This window comes from Formosa sp. F44 (genome assembly GCF_056238645.1).
In genome coordinates, this window is sequence record NZ_JBWDLJ010000002.1 from 890,269 (window position 1) to 917,152 (window position 26,884).

Annotated in this window: 23 protein-coding genes; 5 read left to right on the forward strand and 18 right to left on the reverse strand. The window is 34.1% G+C overall.

Going from position 1 to position 26,884, the window contains the following annotated elements; translation table 11 throughout:
- Window positions 1-16: 16 nt before the first annotated feature.
- Window positions 17-1,537 (reverse strand): 2,3-bisphosphoglycerate-independent phosphoglycerate mutase, encoded by a 1,521-nt coding sequence (gene gpmI / locus AC0UBM_RS08900; protein WP_475688386.1) that lies wholly within the window; start codon window positions 1,535-1,537, stop codon window positions 17-19.
- A gap of 249 nt (window positions 1,538-1,786) precedes the next feature.
- Here gpmI and AC0UBM_RS08905 point away from each other — a divergent pair, with 249 nt between their 5' ends.
- Complete coding sequence (locus AC0UBM_RS08905) at window positions 1,787-2,182, forward strand: ankyrin repeat domain-containing protein (protein ID WP_414036191.1); 396 nt, start codon at window positions 1,787-1,789, stop codon at window positions 2,180-2,182.
- Between the two features lie 450 nt (window positions 2,183-2,632).
- Complete coding sequence (locus tag AC0UBM_RS08910; RefSeq protein WP_475688387.1) at window positions 2,633-3,028, forward strand: ankyrin repeat domain-containing protein; 396 nt, start codon at window positions 2,633-2,635, stop codon at window positions 3,026-3,028.
- 154 nt (window positions 3,029-3,182) lie between these two features.
- Here AC0UBM_RS08910 and AC0UBM_RS08915 read toward each other — a convergent pair whose 3' ends face one another.
- Complete coding sequence (locus tag AC0UBM_RS08915) at window positions 3,183-3,962, reverse strand: zinc ribbon domain-containing protein (RefSeq protein WP_414036189.1); 780 nt, start codon at window positions 3,960-3,962, stop codon at window positions 3,183-3,185.
- Between the two features lie 3 nt (window positions 3,963-3,965).
- Entirely contained in the window at window positions 3,966-5,060 is a 1,095-nt protein-coding gene (locus AC0UBM_RS08920) for a Nif3-like dinuclear metal center hexameric protein (protein ID WP_475688388.1), read from the reverse strand.
- 53 nt (window positions 5,061-5,113) lie between these two features.
- Between AC0UBM_RS08920 and lpxK the strand changes: the two genes are divergently transcribed.
- Window positions 5,114-6,121: a tetraacyldisaccharide 4'-kinase gene (lpxK, locus tag AC0UBM_RS08925; RefSeq protein ID WP_475688389.1), complete on the forward strand. Its 1,008-nt coding sequence runs from the start codon at window positions 5,114-5,116 to the stop codon at window positions 6,119-6,121.
- Here lpxK and AC0UBM_RS08930 read toward each other — a convergent pair.
- The 10 genes from AC0UBM_RS08930 to AC0UBM_RS08975 form a co-directional block, all read right to left on the reverse strand.
- Entirely contained in the window at window positions 6,118-8,346 is a 2,229-nt protein-coding gene (locus tag AC0UBM_RS08930; protein ID WP_475688390.1) for a hybrid sensor histidine kinase/response regulator, read from the reverse strand. The two genes, lpxK and AC0UBM_RS08930, sit on opposite strands and share 4 nt — an antisense overlap.
- Window positions 8,347-8,395: 49 nt before the next feature.
- On the reverse strand, window positions 8,396-9,391 hold the full coding sequence (gene gap / locus AC0UBM_RS08935) for a type I glyceraldehyde-3-phosphate dehydrogenase (RefSeq protein WP_475688391.1): 996 nt from the start codon (window positions 9,389-9,391) through the stop codon (window positions 8,396-8,398).
- Complete coding sequence (lipA, locus tag AC0UBM_RS08940; protein ID WP_414036184.1) at window positions 9,391-10,269, reverse strand: lipoyl synthase; 879 nt, start codon at window positions 10,267-10,269, stop codon at window positions 9,391-9,393. Before lipA ends, gap begins: the two co-directional genes overlap by 1 nt.
- A 138-nt stretch (window positions 10,270-10,407) precedes the next feature.
- A complete protein-coding gene (locus tag AC0UBM_RS08945) occupies window positions 10,408-10,956 on the reverse strand; it encodes an RNA polymerase sigma factor (protein ID WP_414036183.1) in 549 nt (182 codons plus the stop codon).
- Window positions 10,947-12,059, reverse strand: a complete 1,113-nt coding sequence (locus AC0UBM_RS08950) for a glycosyltransferase (RefSeq protein WP_475688392.1) — start codon at window positions 12,057-12,059, stop codon at window positions 10,947-10,949. Before AC0UBM_RS08950 ends, AC0UBM_RS08945 begins: the two co-directional genes overlap by 10 nt.
- An 8-nt stretch (window positions 12,060-12,067) precedes the next feature.
- Window positions 12,068-12,271 carry a membrane or secreted protein gene (locus AC0UBM_RS08955; protein ID WP_414036181.1) on the reverse strand — a complete coding sequence of 68 codons (204 nt, stop codon included), beginning with the start codon at window positions 12,269-12,271 and terminating at the stop codon, window positions 12,068-12,070.
- A gap of 156 nt (window positions 12,272-12,427) precedes the next feature.
- The gene (locus AC0UBM_RS08960; protein ID WP_475688393.1) at window positions 12,428-13,231 is read right to left on the reverse strand and encodes an anti-sigma factor domain-containing protein; all 804 of its coding nucleotides are present in this window, start codon (window positions 13,229-13,231) and stop codon (window positions 12,428-12,430) included.
- Window positions 13,232-13,240: 9 nt separating this feature from the next.
- Window positions 13,241-13,774: an RNA polymerase sigma factor gene (locus tag AC0UBM_RS08965; RefSeq protein WP_434037688.1), complete on the reverse strand. Its 534-nt coding sequence runs from the start codon at window positions 13,772-13,774 to the stop codon at window positions 13,241-13,243.
- Window positions 13,775-13,841: 67 nt separating this feature from the next.
- A complete protein-coding gene (murB, locus tag AC0UBM_RS08970; protein ID WP_475688394.1) occupies window positions 13,842-14,855 on the reverse strand; it encodes a UDP-N-acetylmuramate dehydrogenase in 1,014 nt (337 codons plus the stop codon).
- Window positions 14,855-16,045, reverse strand: coding sequence for a pyridoxal phosphate-dependent aminotransferase (locus AC0UBM_RS08975; protein ID WP_475688395.1), 1,191 nt, complete (start codon window positions 16,043-16,045; stop codon window positions 14,855-14,857). Before AC0UBM_RS08975 ends, murB begins: the two co-directional genes overlap by 1 nt.
- Before the next feature lie 105 nt (window positions 16,046-16,150).
- Here AC0UBM_RS08975 and AC0UBM_RS08980 point away from each other — a divergent pair, with 105 nt between their 5' ends.
- Window positions 16,151-17,476, forward strand: coding sequence for an aspartyl protease family protein (locus AC0UBM_RS08980; RefSeq protein ID WP_434037690.1), 1,326 nt, complete (start codon window positions 16,151-16,153; stop codon window positions 17,474-17,476).
- A 93-nt stretch (window positions 17,477-17,569) separates the two neighbouring features.
- On the opposite strand, the gene AC0UBM_RS08985 is transcribed toward AC0UBM_RS08980, so the two are convergent.
- From AC0UBM_RS08985 to AC0UBM_RS09000, 4 genes are all read right to left on the reverse strand, one after another.
- Complete coding sequence (locus AC0UBM_RS08985; protein ID WP_475688396.1) at window positions 17,570-18,430, reverse strand: 3-keto-disaccharide hydrolase; 861 nt, start codon at window positions 18,428-18,430, stop codon at window positions 17,570-17,572.
- 368 nt (window positions 18,431-18,798) lie between these two features.
- Complete coding sequence (locus AC0UBM_RS08990; protein WP_414036174.1) at window positions 18,799-19,515, reverse strand: ribonuclease activity regulator RraA; 717 nt, start codon at window positions 19,513-19,515, stop codon at window positions 18,799-18,801.
- Between the two features lie 242 nt (window positions 19,516-19,757).
- Window positions 19,758-21,899, reverse strand: coding sequence for a M3 family metallopeptidase (locus AC0UBM_RS08995; protein WP_475688397.1), 2,142 nt, complete (start codon window positions 21,897-21,899; stop codon window positions 19,758-19,760).
- Between the two features lie 245 nt (window positions 21,900-22,144).
- Window positions 22,145-22,534, reverse strand: coding sequence for a DUF1573 domain-containing protein (locus tag AC0UBM_RS09000; protein WP_414036172.1), 390 nt, complete (start codon window positions 22,532-22,534; stop codon window positions 22,145-22,147).
- Window positions 22,535-22,810: 276 nt separating this feature from the next.
- On the opposite strand from AC0UBM_RS09000, the gene AC0UBM_RS09005 reads away from it, so the two are divergent.
- The gene (locus AC0UBM_RS09005) at window positions 22,811-25,447 is read left to right on the forward strand and encodes a valine--tRNA ligase (protein WP_475688398.1); all 2,637 of its coding nucleotides are present in this window, start codon (window positions 22,811-22,813) and stop codon (window positions 25,445-25,447) included.
- A 583-nt stretch (window positions 25,448-26,030) separates the two neighbouring features.
- Here the strand turns inward: AC0UBM_RS09005 and AC0UBM_RS09010 are convergent.
- Window positions 26,031-26,882, reverse strand: a complete 852-nt coding sequence (locus tag AC0UBM_RS09010; RefSeq protein WP_434037695.1) for a glycosyltransferase family 2 protein — start codon at window positions 26,880-26,882, stop codon at window positions 26,031-26,033.
- Between the last annotated feature and the right edge of the window lie 2 nt (window positions 26,883-26,884).

The following is a 26,884-nucleotide window of genomic DNA, read 5'->3' on the forward strand; positions in this document are numbered from 1 at the left end:
TTAATATTCAAATAAGTTAATCTATTAATGAGTGTCTCGTCATGGCTTCTGGCTGTTCTACTCCAATTAATTTTAAAATGGTAGGAGCCATATCACCTAAAACACCGTCTTTAATTTGTTTTAAATCATTATCGATTAGTATTAAAGGGACAGGATTTGTAGTATGCGCTGTATTTGGCGAGCCATCAGGATTAATCATAGTCTCACAGTTACCGTGATCTGCAATTAATAATGTTGTATATCCGTTGTCTAGAGCGGTAGTAACCACTTCTTTTACGCAGGCATCTACAGCTTCACATGCTTTAATAGCCGCTTCCATTACACCTGTATGTCCAACCATATCGCCATTAGCAAAGTTTAAACATACAAAATCTACATCGCCTTTTTGTAATTCAGGTACTAATGCATCTTTTAATTCGAATGCACTCATTTCTGGTTTCAAATCGTACGTTGCTACTTTTGGTGAGTTTTTTAAAATACGAGATTCGCCTTCAAAAGGTTCTTCTTGACCACCAGAAAAGAAAAAGGTAACGTGAGGATATTTTTCTGTTTCGGCAATACGTATTTGTTTTTTATTGTTTCTAGCTAATACTTCACCTAAAGTATCTTTTAAATTATCTTTATTGAAGACAACCTTTACGTTTTTAAAGTTTTCATCGTAATTGGTAAGCGTCACATAATATAAGTCTAACTTATGCATGTTTTGTTCGTGATGATCTGCTTGCGATAATACTTCGGTAAGCTCACGACCTCTATCTGTTCTAAAGTTGAAGAATATAACCACATCGCCTGGCTCTATTTTTCCAATAGGGTTTCCGTTTTCGTCACAGTTTATAATAGGCTTAATAAATTCGTCTGTAACGTCGTTAGCGTAGTTTAAAGCAATTGCACCGGCAACATCTGTAGTATGTTCTCCTTCGGCATTTACCATACCGTCGTAAGCTAGTTTAACGCGCTCCCAACGTTTATCTCTATCCATTGCATAGTAACGACCTGTAATAGATCCTATTTTTGCAGGAGTATCTTTAATATGTTCTTGTAATTGGTTTACAAAACCTAATCCTGATTTCGGATCTACATCACGACCATCGGTGAAACCATGAACAACAGATTTTTGCACACCAGCTTCGTTAGCGGCATCTAATAATCCGAATAAATGTTTAATATGAGAATGTACACCACCAGTACTTAATAGACCTAAAAAGTGAACCGGCTTGTTATTGTCTTTAGCGTATTGAAAAGCATCTGCTAAAACCTGTTCCTTACCTAAAGTGTGATCTTTAACTGCTAAATTTATTTTCACTAAATCTTGGTAAACAATTCGTCCGGCACCTAAATTCATATGTCCAACTTCACTATTCCCCATCTGACCTTCTGGTAAACCTACGTTTTCTCCATCGGTCCTTAATTGAGCACTTGGGTATTTAGTATATAAAGAATCAATAAAAGGTGTGTTGGCATTGTCTATAGCCGATACTTTAGGATCTGGAGATTTCCCCCAACCGTCAAGTATCATCAAGATGACTTTCTTATTCATAATAATATTTATTTAGTACGTAAAGATAAAAGTTTAAAATGGCATTCGGGAATAATTTGGCCGACAAATTGATACTTTTTATAGATTTCTCGATTGGTAAAAGTGATGCTATATTTTCTTTACTAAAACATCAATAAATTTGTTTTCAATGCTTAAAGACTGATTTTTTTTAAGGCCACTGTAACATTCTTAAATCTACCTCGTCTTTATTATACAATCATTAATCTAATCAATCAAAAATCATTCATCATGAAAAAATCATTATTAATTATCGCAATCGCATTAGGAACAGTATCGTCAACAATTTATGCTTCTAACAGTCAAACTAGAATCGAAACGCATCGTTTAGAGTCTTCTGTAGTGAAGCCCGAGTTAAATGTATTATGTATGTCTATTGCAAAAGGGGATACCGAAATCGTTAAAAAACTAATTGCAAATGGAGAAGATGTGAACAAAAAATCGAACGGATTAACTCCTGCAATGTATGCGGCAAAATATAATAGAACTGAAATTTTATTATTATTGATCGCTAATGGCGCTAATGTGAAAACAAAATGTAATAAAGGCTACACAGCTTTGACTTATGCTAAAGCCACAAATGCAAAAGAAGCACAAACTATTCTTGAAGGCGTTTTAGCTAAATAATACATCTTACATTTAATAAAATAATACGTTAGAGGTTGCCTGCCGAGGGCAATCTCTTTTTTTATGACTAAAATTTTAGATAATTTGTTAAAATGACTACACTTAGGTTTAAAATCGGAGGTGTTTTAATAGAAAATTAGACTTAATTACGACGAAATTTCAAACGTTTTCATTCATTTTTTGAACGAATAAAATGATTTTTTTTTAATGAAAATAACAGAAGATTTTTACAATCTCAGTAGGGTAATTGAAAGGATAAATTATTGTTATAAAAGAGGGAAAAAGTGGTGCGTTTTTCGTAAAATATGACATAAATCATTTGTTAAATTTTTTATGTTAATATTTTGTTAAACAGGGTTTTAGAAGGTTTAAAATGTGAAATTCTCATTAAATTTGTAATATATTATTATATATATAAATATTATTAATTATTTTAAAAATATCGTAATTATGAAAAATCTATTATTTATCATCGCGATCGTATTTGGAGCTACTACTACAACAGTTCAAGCTTCTAATTTTATAACAAATAACCCTACCAATCCTTTCGAAATTTCAGTGGTTAAACCAGAGGTTAATTTACTATGTACATCTATAGCCAAAGGTGATACTGAAATTGTAAGAAAGTTAATTGTTAATGGTGAAGATATAAATAAAAAATCTAACGGATTGACACCAGCCATGTATGCAGCAAAATATAACAGAACAGAAATTCTTGAACTGTTAATTAATGCAGGAGCTAAATTAAAAACCAAATGCAACAAAGGGTATACTGCTCTGGACTATGCAAAAGCAACTAATGCTAAAGAAGCTCAGGAGTTAATAGAAGAGGTTTTAAACAAATAATAAACAGGCAAGCAGACTAACTAATTAACTTTGAAGAAAGAGATTATCTAACCAGGTAATCTCTTTTTTTATGTTACTTAGCTAAACACCAAGAAAAAACCGTCTAGAAACTAAATTCTAGACGGTTTTAATATTTATGCAAAAAGGAATGTGTTTAGAACTTCGCGAAAAGCTTTTCCATTTTTTCCTTTTGTTCTGTAGCTAAGGCTTCATCAACTAAGATTCTTCCACTGTGCTCATCTGTAATAATTTTTTTACGAGAAGCAATTTCCATAATAATTTGTGGTGGAATAGTAAAGAAAGATCCTCCAGAAGCACCTCTTTCTACGGCTACTACTGCTAAACCATTTTTAACATTAGTACGAATTCTAGTATATGCTTTTACTAAACGCTCTTCGATTAAAGTTTTGTACTCGTCAGATTTTTCAATCAACGCTAATTCTTCTTTCTCAGTTTCAGCTAAAATAGCATCTAATTCACCTTTTTTGTGTTTTAAATGCGCTTGACGTTCTTTAGCACGCTCTTTAGTTTGAGCAATAATTTCTTTCTTCTGTTCTATTTGAACTTTGAATTCATTAATGTGCTTATTAGCCAATTCGATTTCCAATTCTTGGAATTCAACTTCTTTAGTAAGTGAGTTATACTCTCTGTTATTACTAATGTTCTTTAACTGTGTGTTGTATTTTTTAATTAAAGAATTAGCTTCTTCAATTATATTTTTTTTAGATTTAATTTCGTCATCTAAAAGTTCTAGACTTGCGTCTAATTTTTCCAATCTTGTCTGTAGTCCAGCAACTTCATCTTCTAAATCACGTACCTCTAATGGTAGTTCTCCTCGAACGTTTCTAATTTCATCGATTCTAGAATCGATTAGTTGTAGATCGTATAAAGTTCTTAAACGTTCTTCTACAGTTACTTCTTTACTTTTTGCCATACTTTAAAAATACTTAACAGGGTTTGTATCGGTCTTTGATAAAACGATTGCAAAATTAGTGATTTTTTTTGTAAGATGTGCTACTAAACCATTTTTTGTAAACTGTTCACTTTCAAAATGACCAATATCGGCCAATATTATTTCGTTTTCTGCCGAAAAAAAGTCATGATACTTTAAGTCGGCTGTTATAAATGCGTCAGCTCCAGCGCGTTTAGCATTTGAAATTGCAAAACTTCCAGAACCGCCTAATACAGCAATTTTTTTTATGGGTTTTCCTAATAATTCACTATGTCGAACACAGGCCGTATTCATTTTAGTTTTTATATAGTTAAGAAATTCGGTTTCGTCCATTTCAGACTCAAATTCACCGATCATCCCAATACCAATATGCTGATTTGTGTTTTCTAAGGTTGTAATTTCGTAAGCGACTTCTTCATAAGAATGTGAGGTAAATAGTGCCTTCAGAATTTTAGACTCTAAATGCTTGGCAAAGGTTACCGATATTTGTGTTTCTTCCTCAAAATGTATTTCTCCTTTTTTTCCTATCGAAGGATTCGAATTCGTATTCCCATTAAAAGATCCTGTGCCTTCAATATTAAAACTACAATCTGAGTAATTTCCTATTTGTCCAGCTCCGGCTTCAAATAAAGCTTGACGAAGGGCTTCCGCTTCCTGTTTCGGTACATAAGTAGTAAGCTTCTTAATAGTGCTTTTCTGCGGTATTAAAATAGATGTGTTAACCAATCCAAGCTGATTACAAATCATAGCATTAACACCTTCTACATGATTGTCTAAAGCAGTATGTATCGCATAAATAGCAATGTTGTGCTTAATGGCCTTTAAAACCACACGCTCAACATACGTTTTTCCTGTTAGTTTTTTTAGCCCTTTAAAAATAATTGGGTGAAAGCTAACAATTAAATTGCAGTTGTTTTCTATGGCTTCATCTACTACCGCTTCTAAAGTATCTAAGGTGACTAAAACGCCAGTTAGTTTTTCGTTTTTGTCGCCAACCAATAGGCCTACATTGTCGAAATCTTCGGCATAATTTAAGGGAGCAAAATCTTCAAGATGATTTATAACGTCCTGAACAATCATAATATTTTTGGTATTAGGTTTAAAACAAAGATAAAATATTTACTTTCGTTACAATGAAATTATTGCGTTACATCCTCTTTCCAATCGTGCCTGTATATTACGGTGTAACATGGTTGCGAAATAAATTTTTTGATTTAGGTTTTTTTAAGTCTGCGTCGTACCCATTTCCTGTAATTTGTGTCGGCAATTTAAGTGTTGGTGGCACGGGAAAAACCCCAATGATTGAATATTTAATTAGGATTTTAAAAGATCAACATAAGGTCGCGACTTTAAGTCGTGGCTATAAACGCAAAAGTGAAGGATTTCAAATTGGAAAAGCGGGAATTACGGCGTCGGTTTTAGGCGATGAACCTTTTCAATTTTACTCGAAATATGCCGATAAAATTACAGTAGCAGTCGATGCGGATAGGAGAGCAGGTATTGAAAAACTAATGACATTGCATCCCAAACCGGATGTCATTCTTTTAGATGATGCGTACCAACACAGAAAAGTAAAAGCGGGTTTTAATATTTTACTAACAACTTATGCCGATCTGTATACTTCGGATATTGTTTTACCTACTGGAAATTTAAGAGAGCCTAAAAGTGGCGCAAAACGTGCACATATTATTGTGGTTACGAAATGTCCGAATACCCTTTCTGAAACAGACAAGACAAGAATTGTACATGATATTTCGCCAAAACCGACTCAAAAAGTGTTTTTTAGCAGTATAAAATATGCAGACGTTGTGGTGTCTAAATCCCAAGAAATTCCTTTAGTTAAAGTCCCGAAATTTACTTTAATCACAGGAATAGCAAATCCGAAACCTTTAGTCGACTTTTTAACCGAAAAAGGATTAGTATTTGAGCACCTTAACTTTAAGGACCATCACGATTTTACTCCTGAAGAATTAGATGTGTTTAAGCAAAAACCATTTATTATTACGACAGAAAAGGATTTTATGCGCTTAAATCAGTTTTCGTTTTTAGACGATACATTACATTATTTAAGTATTGAAGCTGTAATAGATCGCGCTACAGAATTTAATCAGTCTGTTGTAAATTTTATCGCCTCGCATTAAGCAATATTATCTGGGTTTCCAATAACCGCCTTGTATAATTTCTTTTCGAAATCGGCTTGCTTAAATGGTTTAGAGATAATATCGTCGAATTCTGCTTCTTCAAATTCATGCATTTTATCTTCAATAGTCACCGCTGTAAGTGCAAAAATAGTCAAGTCTTTATCGAACGTTCTAATTATTTTAGTGGCTTCGATACCGCTAATACCAGGCATATGAATATCCATTAAAACCACATCGTAGTGGTTGTTTTTAACTAAATCTACCGCTTCCTCACCGTTGTCTACAATATCGCATTGTAGCTTCATTTTTGTTAGAATTTTGTTTGTAATCATTTGGTTAATCTTGTTGTCTTCAACCACCAAAATTTTAATATTACTTAACTCTAACTCGGTTACATCTTTAAAGTAATTTTTGTTTTTAGGAATCGCTATTTTCTCCTCTGTTTGTTTTAGAGGAATTTCAAAATAAAAGGTTGTCCCTTTATTTAAATTACTTTTCAGGTAAATTTTTCCACCTAAAATATCTATTAATCCCTTAACAATAGAAAGACCTAAACCTGTACCACCGTATTTTCTGTTAATTTGAATTGATCCTTGAGAGAAACTCTCGAACATATGGTTTTGTTTCTCTTCGGTAATCCCAATTCCGTTATCTTCAATTTCAAATTTCAGATTAAAAACATCGTTGTTATTGCTTATTTTACTAACTCTTACCCAAATATCTCCATCTTTAGTGAACTTAATAGAGTTTCCAATTAGGTTAATTAAAATTTGAGAAATTTTAATTTGATCGGCTTTATAGTTGGTTGGCAAATCTTTACCATATTCAAAATGAATTTTTACTCCATTATCTATCGCCGAATTATTAAGCGCCGCAATGACGTCTGAAACCTTCTTCTTTAAGTCGAAAACCTCATACTCAATATCTACTTTATTGGCTTCTATTTTATTGATTTGTAGAATATCGTTAATAAAGGTTAGCAAATAATCTCCGGAGAATTTTAATGATTTTAAATGCTGAATTTGATCTGGTTTTGGGTTCTCTTCTAGTAACATGCTCGTTAAACCGGTAACGGCATAAAGTGGCGTTCGGAGTTCGTGTGTTACCGTCGATAAAAAGTTTGCTTTGGTTTTCGAAGCCAATTCTGCCTTTTCTTTAGCCACGATTAATTCTCTGTTTTTTTTATGCAACATATTATTGGTTTTTAACCTAATGTTGTTGTTTTTGTATAGAGAAAGCGTAAGTAGAGATAGAATGGTAATTAGCGCAATACTTAATATTGTCGCTAATTTATTTAAGCTTTTATCTACTTTAAGTTTTTCTAAATCGGCTTCTTTTTCTTTCTGAAATTCGGTCTGATTGTCTAAAATAAATTTTGCCTGACTTTCTGGAGATAAATTTTCGCGCTTTTGTTTTAAAAGCATTTCGGACAAAGCAATGTGTTTTTTTAAATATTGAGTAGATACTTTAAAATTACCTAATTTCTCATTCAACTCACTTAAGATTAAGTAACCATGACTTAAAACATCCGAGTAATTATTGCTTTCCGCAAGTTGTAGTCCTTGGTTTCCTAATTTTAGAGCGTTCTCATCGTCGTTTAAAAAATAAGATACTTTGGCTTGATGAATTAGTGCGCTACTCTTAATTTTATCTAAATCGAATCGTTGCGCTAAGGCTAAAGATTTATCTATTTGCACGCGTGCTTTTCTATACTGTTTTAAACCGAGGTAAGCTCTTCCTTGATTTAATAGAACTTCTGCTTCGAATTCTTCTAAGTTTTCTTGTTCGAATAAGGTTAAAGAGGATTTGTAATATGTTAAGGCCTCATCGTACTGATCAAGATACATAAAAACATTCCCTAAAGTTTTGTAGGTTTCGGCGATATTAGCATCGTCCATAGCAAAGCGCTGTACTTCAATAGCCTTTGTTAGTGTTTTTATGGCTGTAGAGGGTTCGTCTATTCGAAATTCAAGTTTTCCAAATTTTGAAAGTATTAGACCAATACTTTTTTTATTATCTATACTTTCGGCAAGGCTTAAAGCCTCTTCCAATTTTTTCTTAGCTGGATAATAATTGTTGTTATCGATGTCGTATTGCGCTTGAGTAATACGAAAGTCGATAGTGTTTTGGATGGTTTCTGGGTCATTGTTAACCGTGTCCTGAGCGTGTAGGTCTAATGCCAATAACATGACCAGTCCCCATATGTAATACTTGATATTAATCATAGAAATAAGTTACTTCGAGCCTAAAGATAAGGATACCAAGTGAAAATAATTATTTTTCAGATAATTTATATATTAAATCGATAATTCTACTAGAATACCCCGTTTCATTATCATACCATCCAATAATTTTCACCATATTTCCGATTACCGATGTCATTTGAGAATCAAATATGCAGGAATGCGGATTTCCAACAATATCGATAGAAACTATTGGGTCGTTTGTATATTGTAAAATAGACTTGTAATGCGTTTCGGAAGCCGATTTAAAAGCTAAATTAACGTCTTCGATAGTTGCCGTTTTTTTAATATTAAATGTAATATCTGTAAGCGAACCATTAGCTACGGGAACACGAATACCACAACCTCCTATAACTTCCGAAAGATCGGGAAATATTTTAGTTAATGCTTTTGCTGCTCCTGTTGTTGTAGGGACTATAGACTGACCTGCTGCACGTGCACGACGTAAATCGCGGTGAGGCTGATCGTGTAAACTTTGATCTGTAGTGTAAGAGTGAATCGTGGTAATATAAGCTTGCTCAATCCCAAAATGCTCATTAATAATAGCCATCATAGGTGCCGCATTGTTTGTTGTACAAGAGGCATTAGAAATAATGGTTTCAGAACCATCTATTAAATTGTCATTAACACCAAGAACAATGGTTTTAATATCGTCTTCTAGAGCAGGAACACTTAATATAACACGTTTCGCGCCGTTGTTTATATGATGCTGAAGTTCTGCCTTGGTTTTAAACTTACCGGTAGATTCTACAACAAAATCTACATGATAAGGCGACCAGTCAATAGCTTTAGGATGGGTTTCATTTAATAACGGAATGTGTACATCGTTAACAACAATATCGGTTCCTTTGTAAGAAATGGACTGTGTTGAAACCCCGTGAATGCTATCGTATTTTAGCAGATGACTTAATGTATAAGCATCTGCTAAATCGTTTATGGCAACTACTTTAATGTTGGGATGGTTTTGTAAAAGACGAAATACACGACGTCCGATACGACCAAATCCATTTATAGCAACATTAATCATTAGTTAATATGTTTCTGTGCTTTGTAAGAAGAACGTACTAAAGAACTACTTTCTACATGTCTAAATCCTAACTCCAGTCCAATTTCTCTGTATTCTGCAAACTGGTCTGGCGTTATAAATTGTTTTACAGGTAAATGCTTTTTACTAGGTTGTAAATACTGACCAATAGTAACAACATCTACATCGTTAGCTCTTAAGTCGTGTAAGGTTTCAATAACTTCTTCTCGTAATTCGCCAAGACCTAGCATAATTCCAGATTTAGTTCTGCGTTGTCCTTGAGATTTTAAATACTTTAAAACGCCTAAACTACGGTCGTATTTTGCTTGTATTCTTACATCACGAGTTAAACGTCTTACCGTTTCTATGTTGTGAGATACCACCTCAGGAGCCACCTCGATAATGCGATCAATATGTTGTTCTAACCCTTGAAAATCTGGAATAAGAGTTTCTAAAGTTGTCTCAGGATTCATACGTCTCACAGCTTTCACTGTTTCGGCCCACATGATGCTTCCCATATCTTTTAAATCGTCACGATCTACACTAGTAAGCACGGCGTGGTTAATCTTCATTAATTTAATGGAACGAGCAACTTTTTCAGGTTCATCCCAATCTACCGTTTCAGGACGTCCGGTTTTTACACCGCAAAATCCACAAGATCGTGTACAAACATTCCCTAAAATCATAAATGTTGCAGTACCTTCTCCCCAGCACTCACCCATATTCGGGCAACTTCCTGATGTACAAATAGTATTTAAGCTATATTTATCTACTAGACTTCTAAGCTCAGTATATTTTTTTCCCGTAGGTAATTTTACACGTAACCATTTTGGTTTTGGAAGACGATCCGGAAGAATGTTTGAAGCAGTTTCTGAATTCATAAATTGTTTCTTTTCGAAAAGCAAAGATACAAAGTATAATCTAAAAAGTGTGTTATAACCCATTAAGATAATCATCTCCGAATTCTAGCAACATATTGCGGTCTAGCGGAAACTAATCAAAATATAAAATATTGAATGTTATGGGTTTTGAATAATTTCGGCAAGAAGTTTTTTTGCTCGAAGCAATTTTACCTTCACATTATTTATAGGCTCCTTAAGTTCTACTGAAATTTCTTTATAGGATAACTCTTGAAAATAACGAAGATTAATCACCTCTTGATAATGCGGTTTTAACTTCTTTATATCTCTTAGTAGCTTGGCTAAATTTTGTTCGGTAATAATTTTGTCTTCGGCAGAAGGAGATTCGTCTAAAACCTGATTAATGGCTTTTTCATCACTTTTAGTTATCTGACGAGAGATGGAGCTTTTTTCCTTCCGAAGTAAATCAATATGTAGATTTTTAGAAATGGTAATCAACCAAGTTTTAAAAACATAGTCTTGGTTGTAGGTGTCAATTTTATCGAAAGCTTTAGAAAAGGTTTGTATGGTAATATCCTCGGCATCATTTTCGTTTCCAATCCGTTTTAACTGAAACCCATAAACATCTTCCCAGTAGGTGTGAAGTAGATAATTAAACGCTTTTTGATCGTTTTGTTTGGCTTTTTGTATGGCGTGTTCTATTTCCAAGTATGGGTTTTTGAGATCTTATTCGTTATAAATATACCTAATTGCGTTAGAATAACGAAAAGTTCTAAGAAAGGAATTAGGATGACTAAGTCGGATTCGCTAAGTTTTTTTGCGCTTTTTCCCATGATAATCCATTGTACCAAAATACGTAAGGTAAATAAGCCAACTACGATTTCCCATCTAAATAAAAGGGATAATAATACAATACCTAAGATCCAAAATAGAAGTTGTGAGGCATAGAATAATCCCAATAAAAACTGATGACTTTTTTTATAATGAGCAACTGTAGACACATGTCTGCGTTTTTGCTTTATCCAAGCACCAAAGGTTTTTTTAGGTTGCGATTTTGTGAAACTTTCTGGCGTAAAACAAAGTGCTGTGTTTTTGCTTGTAGCCATTTGGTTAACAAATAAGTCATCGTCTCCAGAACCCACTTTCATGTGATTTATAAAACCATTTGCTTCGAAAAACAAAGGTTTGGTGTAAGCTAAATTACGACCAACACCCATGTAAGGAACGCCTAATTTAGCATAAGAAAAATATTGAGAAGCCGTTAATACCGTTTCAAATCGGATTAACTTATTTAATAGCGAGTTTTTAATTTTTGCATAGCCACCATACCCTAAAACAATAGATTTTTTAGTCTGGAAGGCACTGGCCATTTCTGTAATCCACGTGTTGCTTAGTGGCGTACAGTCGGCATCTGTAAATAATAAATGGTTGTACTTTGATGCTTTTATTCCTAGCGTTAAAGCGTATTTTTTATTTGCCCAAAACGCTTCTGTGTTTTTTACGTCAACAATTCTAATGTTGTTGTATTGTTCCGAAAAATGTTCGTAAACACTTAATGTGTCATCATGAGAGGCGTCATTAATAAGTACAACTTCAAAAATCGGGTAGTCCTGATTTAAGATGGAAGGGAGGAACTTTTTTAAATTCTCTTCTTCATTTTTTGCACAGACGATTACAGAAACAGGAAGGTCTGTTTTTTGTGTAGGTTTAGGTTTTAGATACGCAAACGTTCTAAGAAAAATTAAATAATAAAATAACTGAATAAGGACAATTGCTACAAAACTGTAGAATAAAATGTCGAGTGCAACCATGAAGGGACTTAAGAGTGTTGAGGTTCGCTACAGTCTTTATATTGTTCTGGCGTTTTTCCACAAAATCCGCAAGATTCCCCAGATTTGTTTAACATCGGGTTTTGGCTTGCACATGTTCCTGCAAATTTACCATCTTTTTTTGCCCATATTTTAATCGCAATTCCTGCAACTCCTAGTCCTAATAAAACTAATGTTAAAATGAATAATTTCATAACCGTATATTTAATCAATAAGTTGTATATAAATCTGATGTTTTAAAAAACCTATTTAATGTTTTGCAAAGGTACTATATTTTAATAAAGCGTAAAAAAAAGTAGGCCTCACTTTTAATTAAAAGTGAGGCCCTAATCGCTAATAGTTGATTGTGTTTATTCTCTACTATTTAATTCAATTTCTGCAACAGAATTTTCTAAAGATGCATTTGTATTACCGCCTTTAGGCTCGATAGTAATGTTTAATCCGAGTGCATTTTCTGTATATGGAATAGATTTTAATTGTCTATCTGTTTCGTCTAGAATTCCTAAGCTTATCATTTTACCATTTAATTCTGCCCAAATTTGATAGCATTGTTCTTGTGGTAATTCTGGTAAAGAGACCACATCTAACATAGATGTTCTCTCTTTAGGATTAATGTAAGCAACCGTTTTTAAGTTTTTTGCTCGGTTATTTCCTTTAATAATGTATTTCTGTGTTTCAGGATTGTTTAATTGTTTAAACTGAGCCATGACATTATCTAGTTTCTGATTGTTTAATTCGATGTCGCTTCTTAAGTCGAATATCTCATCAACAACAATTTGATTTTCTTTCTTTAATTCTAAGTTCTTAGAAAAAATGAAAACGGAAGCACAAGCAAACAGCACAGCGACAAAACTAGCTGCTATGGCGTATCCGTACCACGATTTTTGTGTATTAGGTTCGGTGTCTAATTTAATTACTGGCGTTTCATCGTCCAGTGTTTGTAAAATATTCACTAATACCGAAGAAGGAGCTTCAAGGGCATTAAATTTAGAGGTGATTTCTAAATGATGTTGCATGGTGTTGTAAGCGTTCTCTACTTCTGGAAATTTAGAGATATAATTTTCAACTAATTCGTTTTCTTCTGAAGTCGTTTCTCCTATTAGATATTTCTCTAAAAGATCAGAATTTAAAAATGTAGTTATTTTATCATTCATGACTGTTATTTATTCTGGATCGTAAATTTTTTTTAACTCGCGAAGTCCTATTTTTAATCTCGATTTTATAGTGCCTAACGGAATTTCTAATTCATCGCTAGCTTCTTGCTGGGTCATGCCTTCAAAGAAAAGGGCATTAAGTACAATTTGGTACTTTGGGTCTATAGACTGGAGGTGCTTTTTAATGTCCATGACATCTTGATTTAAACCTTTAGCCGATATAGTATATACGTTTGAACCTTCAATTTGGACTTCTTTACTTTCTTTATTTGATACAGATCTGACTTTATCGATAGCTGTATTGTAAGAAATTCTGTATAACCAAGTAAATAGTTTTGCCTTACTAGAATCGTAAGACTTTGCTTTCTTCCAGACTTTTATAAAACTTTCTTGAAGCACATCTTGTGCTAAATCTTCATCGGCGATTACTTTAGATATAACACCTAATAGCGAATCGGCATAGTGCTGGTATAGTAAAGCAATGGCTTTTTTATCGCCATGCTTTAATAATTCAACAATCTCTTGTTCGATAGGTGCAATCAAAATATCAGTTTTAGTTGGTTAATTACAAATGGACGCAATTAACCAAAGTTATATAAAAAATTGCGAATTATAAGATATTAACCTCGGATTCGATGGTTATATTGAAGATTCTTTTAATTGTAGTTTGTATAATTTCGGATAATCTTAAAATGTCAAAACCAGAAGCACCGCCGTAATTCACTAAAACTAGCGCTTGATTATTATGTACACCGTAATTTCCTAATCGTTTTCCTTTAAATCCAGCAGTTTCTATAAGCCAACCCGCTGGGATTTTTACAAGGCGTTCTGAAACCGGATAACTTGGAGCATTGGGAAACTGTTTCAATAGGTCTAAATAAACAGATTTATCTACTACAGGATTTTTAAAAAAACTACCACTGTTTCCAATTTCTTTCGGGTTAGGTAATTTGCTTTCTCGAATGGCTATTACCGCTTTAGAAACCTCTTGTATTGTAGGTTCTATAATATTTCTGGTTTCCAATTCCGATTTTATAGCACCGTAGTTGGTGTGAAGTTGGTGGTTTTTAGTACTTAGTTTAAAGGTTACCGAGGTAATTATGTATTGGCCTTTAGCGTGTTGTTTAAATATAGAATTTCTATAGTCGAACGCACATGCATCTTTGTTAAATGTAGTTATCGCATGGGTTTCGATATTTAAAGCTTCACAAGATTCAAAAGTATCTTTTAATTCTACGCCGTATGCGCCAATATTCTGAATAGGTGAGGTGCCCACATTTCCAGGGATTAGGGATAAATTTTCTAATCCGCCAAAATCTTGTGCTAAGGTCCATAGCACAAATTCGTGCCAATTTTCACCTGCATTGGCTTTCACCAAAACGGTATCGTTGGTTTGAGATACAACAGAAATACCTTTTAAACGGATAAGAATGACTAAAGCATCTACGTCTTTAGTTAATAATATATTGCTCCCGCCACCTAAAACAAGTTTGTTAGGGTAGTTCTTAAGAGTTAAAACCTCTTTTAAATCTTCCAGAGTAGATATTGTTACAAAATGCTTTGCAACAACATCTATTCCAAAAGTATTATAGGGTTTTAAAGAAACATGGTGTTGTATATTCACTAGTCTTTATAAACTTTTAAAGCTTCTTTTAAAAGATGAACAGCTTTAATTAAACTTTCTTTATTTAAAACGTAAGCAATTCTAATTTGATTTAGTCCCATATTTGGTGTCGAGTAAAATCCAGCTGCAGGAGCAACCATTACAGTTTCCTGATCTACATCAAACTCTTCTAATAACCATTGCGCAAATTTATCGGCGTTTTTAATAGGAAGTTCTACAATACAGTAAAATGCACCTTTTGGTACCCCTATTTTTACACCTTCGATGGTTTGTAATTCAGAGATTAAAGTGTTTCTGCGGTCTACATATTCTGTAATTACCTCATCAAAATAACTTTGTGGCGTATCTAAAGCGGCCTCACTTGCGATTTGTGCTAATGTTGGCGGACTTAAACGTGCTTGTGCAAATTTTAAGGCTGTTTTAATAACATCTTTATTTCTAGAGACAAGACATCCAATTCTTGCGCCACACATGCTGTAACGTTTAGACACAGAATCTATCATAATAGCATAATCTTCTAAACCATCAATAGACATAATAGAATGATGCTTTACACCATCGTAAGCAAATTCTCTATATACTTCGTCTGCAATTAAAAACAAATCATGTTTTTTAACTAATTCAGCAAGTTGAAGAATTTCTTCTTTAGAATATAAATATCCTGTAGGATTACCAGGATTACAAATTAAGATGGCCTTGGTTTTAGGAGTAATCAGTTTTTCGAATTCAGAAATTGGAGGTAAAGCAAAATTATTTTCAATTTTAGAAATTACAGGAATCACGTTTACACCAGAAGATGTAGAGAATCCGTTATAATTAGCATAAAATGGTTCTGGTATAATAATTTCATCATCAGTATCCATAATGCTTCCAAAAGCAAAAAGTAAAGCTTCACTTCCTCCCGTGGTAACAATAATATCGTCGTGTTTTACTTCAATATCATTCTTATGGTAGTAATTCGCAATCTTGGTTCTATATTCTTCAGAACCTTCAGAGCGTGAGTATTCTATAGTTGTTAAAGTGTTATTTTTTACTGCGTCTAAAGCGACTTGAGGTGTTTTAATATCAGGCTGACCAATATTTAAATGATACACTTTTTTTCCAGCTTTGTATGCTTTTTCTGAGTAGGGAACCAATTTACGAATTGGAGATTCGGGCATATTCTGGCCCTTATTAGATATCTTTGGCATAGTATAAAAATTATACTACAAAGTTGATGAATTTTCTGAGAAAGCACTAATTATGATGTTATAAAAATAAATTCGTAAATTAAAGAGGGTAAATATTGTGTATTCATGAAAAATTTGCGCTTTTTTTTAGTATTTCTGTTTTGTGTGCCTTTTATAGGAATTTCACAGACAAAATTTAAACTTCAGAATAATAAGAAGTCGGATAAAGTGCGCTTCAAATTAATTAATAATTTAGTTGTAATTCCAGTTCAAATTAATGGTGTAGACTTGTCTTTTATACTGGATACGGGTGTTTCTAAACCCATTGTTTTTAGCTTTTTAAACGAAAAGGATACGCTTAAAATAAATAATACAGAAGCATTTATTTTACGTGGCTTAGGTGAAGGCGATGCGTTTGAAGCCTTAAAGTCTAGAAATAATGTTTTTAAAATAGGAGAGGCTGTAAATCTAAATCAAGAAATATATGCTATTCATGATGCGAGTCTAAATTTTACACCGCAATTAGGAGTTCCCATCCATGGCATTATTGGATTTGATATATTTAAAGATTTTGTAGTCGAAATTAATTACGGCAGACGTTTTATAAAACTGCACCATCCTAATGAATATGTTTATAAAGCATGTGAATCATGCGAAACAGTAAATTTCGAATTTTATAATAATAAGCCCTATATAAATGCTCAAGTTAAATTGAACGATACATATGTACCTGTAAAGTTATTGGTGGATTCTGGAGGTAGTGATTCGATGTGGATTTTTGAAGATGAAAATTTAGGGTTATATGAAAATGAAAATTACTTTATAGATTTTTTAGGAAACGGCCTCAGCGGTAGTGTGTATGGAAAACGGGCGAAAATACAGGAGCTTAAAATTAGATCTTTTACCTTAAAACAGGTTAATGTGTCTTATCCCGATTCTAGTGCTATACATTTTGCTAAACGGCTAAAAATACGAAACGGAAGTGTCTCTGGTAATGTTTTAAAACGTTTTAATATGATTGTAGATTACCGAAACGCACGATTAACTCTAAAAAAGAATAGATTTTATAAAGATGAATTTAGCTATAACAAAAGCGGGATTGAATTAGAGCACCACGGAGAATTATTAGTTGTAGACGACGATAACTCTACTTCTAATGCGTTTTCCGATACGACTATAAATTTAGATCTTGAATTAAAGCCATCTTATAATTTTGAATTTAAGCCCGCGTATACTATTGTCGAGTTGCGTGAAAACTCACCCGCACAACAGGCCGGACTTTTGGTTGGAGATATTGTTTTAAGTGTAAATAACAGGAGGGCCCATGATTATAAAATTCACGAGATTATCCGATTGTTTTATGCCAAAGAAGGCGATGATATACGTATAAAAGTGACCAGAAATGGGGTGATAAAAAGTTATAGTTTTCAGCTCAAAGCCCCATTAAAATAGTGTGCCAGAGATCTATTGCTGTTCAAATAGACAATTAAAATATAAGCGCTCATACTTTTATGCATTGCGTTAAAACCTATGAGCTTTTATAGATTACAATTCCCTTAACCAAATGTTTCTATAAAGTACAGGCAAACCGTGGTTTTGCAATACTAAAGGCAGCTTCTCTTGATGATAAACATAATCACTTTCACCAATAAAAAGAGTTGGACCTTGTAACTCAAAATGATTTTGAACTAAGACACCGTTGTGAAATACGGTAAGGTATGCAGGTGATATCAGTTTTTGATTGGTATCGAACGTTGGAGCTGTAAAAACAATATCGTAACTCTGCCAAACATCTGTAGGTTTCGAAGCATTTACAAGTGGTCTGTTTTGTTTATAAACAGAACTTGCCTGACCATTACTATAGGTTGGGTTTTTATAGGAATTAAGAACTTGTACCTCGTAAAGTCCCATAAAAAAGATACCACTATTACTATAATCTTGTCCGGTAACATGCTCTGCTTTTGGAGCCAACCATTCTATATGCATTTGTACACTTCCAAAAGATTGCTTACTCGCTACAGAACCCGATTTAGGAGCGTTGCGCATAGCTTGATCTACAATCTCCCATTTAGTAGCTTGTCCGATATAATCGGAAGTCAATGCTGGAGAAATAACTTCTGCTTGTTCCATGTTTGCAGGAGATGGAAGCTGAGGTGACTGCCAAGCATCTAAATTATTACCTGAAAAAAGAACAATAGCATCTTCTGGAATACCATTAGCGTCCACCGAAACGGTTTTCACTTCCGTCCAATCTTCAGTGTCTTTCCATGGTTCTGAATCTTCTAATACTTTATAATTAATTTTAGGAACAGAAATACTCTGTTTTTTGGTGATAACATCTGTCTGAGCATTTACAAATAATGGGGATAAACACAATATAAAGATTAGTTTTAATTCAATTTTCATAGTCTACTTTAATTTATTAAAAGGGTGTTATAATGATACTATATAAGGTTCGGGGCTTGTTCAAGTAACTAATGTAGGAAATAAAAACCGTGTATATAAATCTAATTTGAGTTTTGTAAATGACACCTTAATAATGTTGAAAACATATCTGCTTTAAATTTATGTTTTTCTAATGGTAAGATTAATTAAGAAGGGTAAAAAGAAGTCGTGCGATTAGGTATTCTTGATATTAACGATGTAATCAAGAGCGACTCCTTTTAGTCTGTTTTTGACTGAGAAATACTAAGATGTTAAACATAAAAAAAAACACATTAAAAATGTGTTTTTTTTATGATATAGTGCGATGTAATCTATCTGTGAATGATAGGTTAATTAGCAGATTTGTTTTCTTTTTTCCACGATTCGAAAGCGTCTGCGTTCTCTTCTTTAGTAAGTGGATATAATCCAATTATGGTATGACCTGCTAAAACTCTTTCGGTAACGAAATCCTCGTAAAGTGTCATATTTATAGCTTCAGTAGCCATGTCGTCTGCTAAATGTGCTGGAATAACAATAACACCATCATCGTCGCCTACTAAAACATCGCCAGGAAATACGGCAACATCTCCACAACCAATAGGGACATTAATGTCTAAAGCTTGATGCAAGGTTAAGTTTGTTGGAGCGGAAGGTGTTTGGTGGTAAGATGGCATATCTAGTTTTGCGATTTCGGCAGAATCTCTAAAGCCTCCATCTGTAACCAAACCTGCTGCACCTCTAACCATTAGGCGCGATGCTAATATAGAACCAGCGGAAGCGGCTCTGCAGTCTTTTCGGCTGTCCATAATTAAAACAGCTCCTTCAGGGCAGGTTTCTACCGCGACTCGCTGCGGATGTTGAGGGTCTTTAAAAACGGTAATCGGATTTAGATCCTCTCTAGCGGGAATGTATCGCAATGTAAAGGCTTCTCCTACCATATTAGGTTTTCCTTTTGCAAGTGGTTTTACACCTTGAATAAATTGATTTTTTAATCCTTGTTTAAACAGTGCTGTTGCTAGTGTTGCAGTACTAACTTTCTGTAATTTTTCACGAGTAGATGCTAACATTATTTTTGTTTTTTGATGTCGTTTTTGTTTTTAATACGTTTTAAAAAGCATATTAAATGACTTGAAATTTAGAGTGTAAGTCAACTAGAAATCGTTGTTTTCTTATTGGTGTAAACACGCTTTAAGTCAATCTAAAATAAGCAATAATTATAAATTAGAATGGTCTCTTAACCTAATAATTATTGCTCATTCCGTTAATATTTAGCAAAGCAACTTAATAAGTGTTCTCTTAACTTGTTGCATTATTTAATCGGGAATCCACGGTCTTTCATTAAGGCTTCAATCTTTGCATCACGACCTCTAAATTTCTTATAGGCCTCTGCAGGATCCATGGCGTTTCGAGGCGCAAATAAATATTTTACTAACTTCTTGGCTACCTCTTTATCGTAAAATCCACCTTCAGATTCTTTAAAAGCTTCTGCGGCATCGCTTGTTAAAACATCTGCCCACATGTATCCGTAATAGGCCGTGGCATATCCTTCGCCAGAAAATACATGGCTAAACTGCGGTGTTCTATGTCTCATAGGTAATTCCTTTGGCATTCCTAAGGCATCTAACGTTTCGCGTTCAAAAGTGTCTACATCCATATGTTCAGGATCTGCTAAGTGTATTTTCATATCGATAAGGGCAGAAGCTAAATATTCGGTAGTATTAAATCCTTCATTAAATGTAGATGCTTTTTTTATTTTTTCAACTAAACTAGCCGGAATAGGTTCACCGGTTTTGTAGTGTACCAAATAGGTGTTAATGACTTTGTCTGTAGATAACCAACGTTCTAATAATTGCGATTGAAATTCTGTATAATCTCGCACGCCTCCGTTTAAAGTTGGGTATTTTACGTCTGCCGAAAAGAAGTGTAGGGCATGACCAAATTCATGAAAAAATGTAATGGCATCGTCCCAAGAAACTAAAACAGCTTCTCCCGGAGCAGGTTTTACAAAATTAGAATTATTGGATGCTAATACATTAGTGTCGCCATCAAAAGACGATGAGCTTCTGTACGTTGTAGCCCAAGCTCCAGAGCGTTTACCTTGTCTAGCATAAGGATCTAGATACCATAATCCAATATGTTTACCGGAATCTTTATCTGTAACCTCCCAAACTTTTACATCTTCTTGGAACACAGGAACAGATCCATCGGGAACCGGAGTGAAGTTATAATTGAATAATTCGCCAGCAACAAAAAACATGGCTTCTGTTAATTTATCCAATTGCAGGTATTGTTTTACCTCATCACTGTCTAAATCGTATTTCTTTTTACGCACTTTTTCTGCATAATATCTATAGTCCCATGGTGCTATAGTAATATTATCTCCAAGTTCGTTTGCTACGGTTTGCATATCTTGAACTTCTTCTTGTACTCTAGCAATGGATGCCGGCCAGACAGCCATCATTAAATCCATAGCGTTTTCTGGTGTTTTAGCCATTCGGTCTTGTAAGCGCCATGCCGCATAGTTGTCGTATCCCATCAGGCCAACACGTTCTTTTCGTAATTTTAAAATTTGAACAATAATCTCATTATTATCAAATTCATCTCCATTATCGCCTCTAGAATAGTAGTTTTCCCAAACTTGTTTACGTAATTCGCGATGGGTAGAGTAGGTTAAAAATGGATCTATTGAAGAACGGGTATTGGTAATCGCATATTTTCCATCTTCACCCTTATCTGTCGCTATTTTTGCTGCAGATTTTATAAACCCATCGGCTAATCCTCCCAATTGATCTTCGGTTAAGTAGGTAATGTAGTTTTCTTCGTCATGCAAAATGTTATTTCCAAAGTCGGTGTAAAGTGAAGATAGTTCTTTGTTTATTTCAGCATAGCGTTTTTTCTTTTCAGCATCTAGGTTTGCACCATTCATTTCAAATTGCTTATACGTTAATTCCACTACACGTTGCGCTTGATCTTCTAAAGGATGTTCTAAAGCGTCTTCGTAAACTGTTTTTATACGTTTGAAAAGTTTTTCATTCTGAGAAATTTTAGATCTAAAATCAGATAGTTTAGGTGCTAGCTCTGCTTGAACAGTTCTAAATTCTGGCGTAGATACATTGGAACTCATAATGCCGTAATAGGCAAAGACGCGTCCTAAAGGTTTTCCAGCACGTTCCATAGCTACAATTGTATTTTCGAAAGTTGGAGGTTCTTCGTTGTTGGCAATAGAATCTATTTCTGCAAGGTTAAGAGCCATAGCTTCTTCCATAGCTGGTTTTACAGCAGCTACAGACATTTTGTCGAATGCAGGAACGCCGTCGTAAGGTCCTGTCCATTCCTGGATAAGTACATTGTCGCTCATTGTTTTTTTAGTGTTTTCGGGGGTGTTGTTTTTACAGCTAACGCAGATAATAAAACTGCAAAAAATTAAAGTTTTAATAGATTTAAGGATCATAGATTGATAGAATTTTTTCTCTTGTACGTGATTATAATGGATCGAGATTACAATATACTGCAATTCCGATATACGATATTTATATTTATAATTATTTTAAGGCTTTTAACATCCTCAGCCCTTTAATTTAGAGAGATTCTTAGAAGGATGATGGCTATTGTTTTTAATTATACGCCATAAAAAAACCTCTTAAGTGTACACTCAAGAGGTTTAATATATAAGTAGTTGAATACAAGATTCAGCTTTTATTTTGTAGCACTCGGATCGATAACTTCACCTTTAATTTTTAAAGCTACTGTTGGTGTTTCTGCGTTAGACATAACCGTAATCGTTTTTCTAATAGGCATAACACGGTTAGTATCATACTTTACAGAGATTTCTCCTGTAGCACCTGGCATAATTGGAGCATCTGGTTTTTTAGGCACAGTACAACCACAACTAGAGGTTACTTTAGAAACAATAAGAGGGGCATCTCCAGTGTTTGTAAATTCAAAAACACGAACGCCATCAGCTCCTTTATTAATTGTTCCGTAGTCTATAACATCTGTTTTAAATTCAATTTTTGCGACTTTGTTTTGCGCCTGAATTGAGAATGTTACTAGTCCGATAAATAAAATAGTTATAATCTGTTTCATGATAATTTAATTTAATTTTAGTGTAAACGTAAATACTTTTTAGTCATTATGCAAGATTATTAGCGTTATTGATTCTAGATTAACAATATATTAAGGTAGTAATTCTATAAACACGCAATATAATTTCACATCAAAAGAATAATAAGTACTTTTGCATCTTATATTCAAAAACTATTCCAAAGTGTTCAAACTAACTCTAAATAGTGATCTCGTTAAGGACGTATTTTAGGTTGTGTTTTTTCGCTTTAAGCAATACAAAGATTCAAAATTATGCCGATGGATATTCCTTCAAAATATGATGCTAATTCAGTAGAAAGTAAATGGTACGATTACTGGATGAAAAACAATTATTTTCATTCTACACCAGACGAAAGAGAACCGTATACTATTGTAATTCCGCCACCAAATGTTACTGGTGTGTTGCATATGGGACACATGCTAAACAATACCATTCAAGATGTTTTGGTACGCCGTGCCCGATTGTTAGGTAAGAATGCATGTTGGGTGCCTGGAACCGATCACGCCTCTATTGCTACCGAAGCCAAAGTAGTTGCTAAATTAAAGGAACAAGGCATAGATAAAAACGACCTTACTCGCGACGAATTCTTAGCACATGCTTGGGAGTGGACAGAAGAGTACGGTGGTGTTATTCTTGAGCAACTTAAAAAATTAGGATGTTCTTGCGATTGGGATAGAACTAAATTTACAATGGACGACGATATGTCGGAAGCTGTAATTAAAGTATTTGTCGACTTGCATAACAAAGGATTAATTTACCGTGGTTATCGTATGGTAAACTGGGATCCAGAAGCACAAACGACCTTGTCTGACGAAGAAGTTATTCACGAAGAACGTCAAGGGAACTTATATTATATCAACTATAAAATTGAAGGTAGCGACGATACCTTAACCATTGCAACTACTCGTCCTGAAACTATTTTTGGAGATACAGCCATTTGTATTAACCCGAACGACGAGCGTTTTACACACTTAAAAGGAAAGAAAGCCATTGTGCCAATTTCTAATCGTGTAGTGCCAATTATAGAAGATGAATATGTCGATTTAGAATTCGGTACAGGATGTTTAAAAGTAACGCCTGCACACGATGAAAATGATAAGAATTTAGGAGATAAGCACAATTTAGAAGTGATTGATATCTTTAATGCGAATGCGACTTTAAATAGTTTCGGATTGCAATTTGAAGGTCAAGATCGTTTTGACGCTAGAAAAAATGTAGCTAAAGAATTAGTTGCTCTAGGGATTTTAGTGAAAACTGAAGTTCACGTAAATAAAGTAGGAACGTCTGAGCGTACTAAAGCGGTTATCGAACCTCGCTTAAGCGACCAGTGGTTCTTAAAAATGGAAGATTTAGTGAAGCCTGCTATCGAAGCGGTTTTAGGTGAAGATGCCGAAATTAAATTGTTCCCGAAGAAGTTCGAAAACACCTACCGTCACTGGATGGAAAATATCCGTGATTGGAATATTTCGCGCCAGTTATTATGGGGACAACAAATTCCTGCATATTTCTATGGAGATGGAAAAGAAGATTTTGTAGTAGCCGAAACTATTGAAAAAGCAGTAGCCTTAGCACAAGAAAAAACGGGGAAAGTCGATTTAAAAGCTGAAGACTTAAAACAAGATACCGATGCTTTAGATACTTGGTTCTCATCTTGGTTATGGCCAATGAGTGTATTCGACGGGATTAGTAATCCAGAGAATGAGGAAATCAAGTATTATTATCCAACAAACGATTTAGTAACCGGTCCAGACATTTTATTTTTCTGGGTGGCTAGAATGATTATTGCGGGTTACGAGTACAAAGACGAAAGACCATTTAATAACGTATACTTAACGGGATTAGTTCGCGATAAGCAACGTCGTAAAATGAGTAAATCTCTTGGTAATTCACCAGACGCACTTAAACTTATAGATGATTATAGTGCAGATGGTGTGCGTGTAGGATTGCTTTTAAGTTCGGCTGCTGGAAACGATTTAATGTTCGATGAAGCCCTTTGCCAACAAGGAAAAGGATTCGGAAATAAAATTTGGAACGCTTTTAACTTAACCAATTTATGGGAAGTTAGTGAAACTATTGAGCAACCACAGTCTAGTAAAATTGCTCTAGAATGGTACGAAGCGAAGTTCCAAGATGCATTAGTAGAAATTGAAGACCACTTTAGTAAATACCGTTTAAGCGATGCCTTAATGAGTATTTATAAATTGATTTACGACGATTTCTGTGGCTGGTTACTAGAGATTGTTAAACCTGCTTATCAGCAACCAATCGATGCTACAACGTACAATAGTGTAATGGCTCGTTTCGAAGATAATTTAAAAATTCTTCACCCGTTTATGCCGTTCTTAACCGAAGATATTTGGCAATATATTGCTGAGCGTACGCCGGAAGAAGCATTAATCGTTGCAAAATGGCCAGAAGCGAAGGCGATAAATAAAGATTTAATTGCTCAGTTTGAATTTGCTTCGGAAGTGATTTCTGGAATTAGAACCGTTCGTAAAGAGAAAAATATTGCGTTTAAAGATGCTATTGGTTTCTCTGTAATTAATAACGAAAATGCGAATACTGCTTTTGATGCTGTAATCTCTAAATTAGGGAACTTGGAAGCTATCGATTATGTTACAGAACCAGTAGAAGGCGCTTTAACATTCCGAGTAAAATCTAACGAGTATTTTATTCCTATGGAAGGCGCAATAGATGTTGAAGCGGAGATTGTGAAGCTAACAGAAGAATTAAAATACACCGAAGGTTTCTTAAAATCGGTTCAAAAGAAGTTGTCTAACGAACGTTTTGTTGCAGGAGCACCAGAGCAAGTTATTGCTAACGAACGTAAAAAAGAAGCAGATGCTTTAGCTAAAATTGAAACGATTACATCTAGTTTAGCGAGTTTAAAGTAAATAGGTTACTCTAATATCTAGAGTTTCAATATAGATTAGAAACACCTCAGCAGTATATGTTGAGGTGTTTTTTTTATGCTTTGAATTGGTGCGATAGCACCTGTGTGATGCGTTCTCGACTCCGCTCGAACACCATAGAGATACTAAATATAATTAGAATAAACTTCAGATATATTCTTGTTCTTGTAATATCTTATAAAATTCAAAACATCATTATAACGGTCTTCGAGCGTAGTGAAGAATCATGTAGTATACGATAAATAAATTTTAGTTCTCGACTCCGCTCGAACACCATGGAAACATAGAACGTTGTAGTATAAATTAAATCGTATGATATAAACATAGTCTTTGATAAGCATTCAGCATGACACGGCGAAATAGTTTATTACTTTTAGCTGAGGTTTTCTACTAGAATTTATTTCAGATTCTCATTATTAAGGAAATATTACGGCAACTGATTGTCGTGAAATAAGAAGCGATAAATTTTTGAATGTATACTGAATTTATTTTTTTTCACTAACCACTAACCACTAACCACTAACCACTAACCACTAACCACTAACCACTAACCACTAACCACTAACTAAAACCCAAATTTCTTCAGCATCCCTTTCCAACGTAACTTTCTTATAAATTCGCCTTGTTCTGGAGTCACTAAAGGTTCTATATTTTCGTTTTTAGCTTTAAAATAGCCAGACATATAATCGTTAAAAAGAGAGAGATTCTTTTTCTTCATGGCTAGTTTCAAAGCAGAAATAGCGGTGATAGAAAAGCCATAACGCATTTTGTACATGGCTTCACCTTGCATATATTTTGAAGCTTTATTATAACTTGCGCCAGTAGGTTTTAGGTGTTTTACGTGCAGTGATTCATCGGTAAGAATTTCCCAATGATTAAACTTTGCTAATAATTCATCAATGGTATCCCAACCCATGGCAGGCTTTAATTTTCCAATATCTAAAAAGCATTGTTTTCGGTAAGCCTTAAGAGCTCCGCGAATATGGTCTTTGTTAGTTAAATCTTCTAAAATCCAATCTTCATCCTTTTTAATGTAGCAAAATCCAGCAACCATACCCAATGTTGGATTGGTTTTAAAATGACTAGAAATCGTTTCTAAATAGTTTTCAGGGAAGATTAAATCGGCATCGAACTTACACATGATGTCATAATTCTCATCTAGCGTATCTAATCCTTTGTAAAAGGCATTTATAATTTTAGAACCTGGTAAATGTTTTTCGGACGATTGTACGTTCACAATAGAAATCCATGAATGTTTTTCAATGTAAGATTCTACGATAGCTTGGGTGTTGTCTGTAGAATGGTCATTAACAATAACCAATTGTTTTGGCAACAGGGTTTGTTTTGCTAACGATTCTAAAGTACGACCTATAGAATCATCTTCATTATGTGCGGGAATGACAATGTAAAAATTCATGC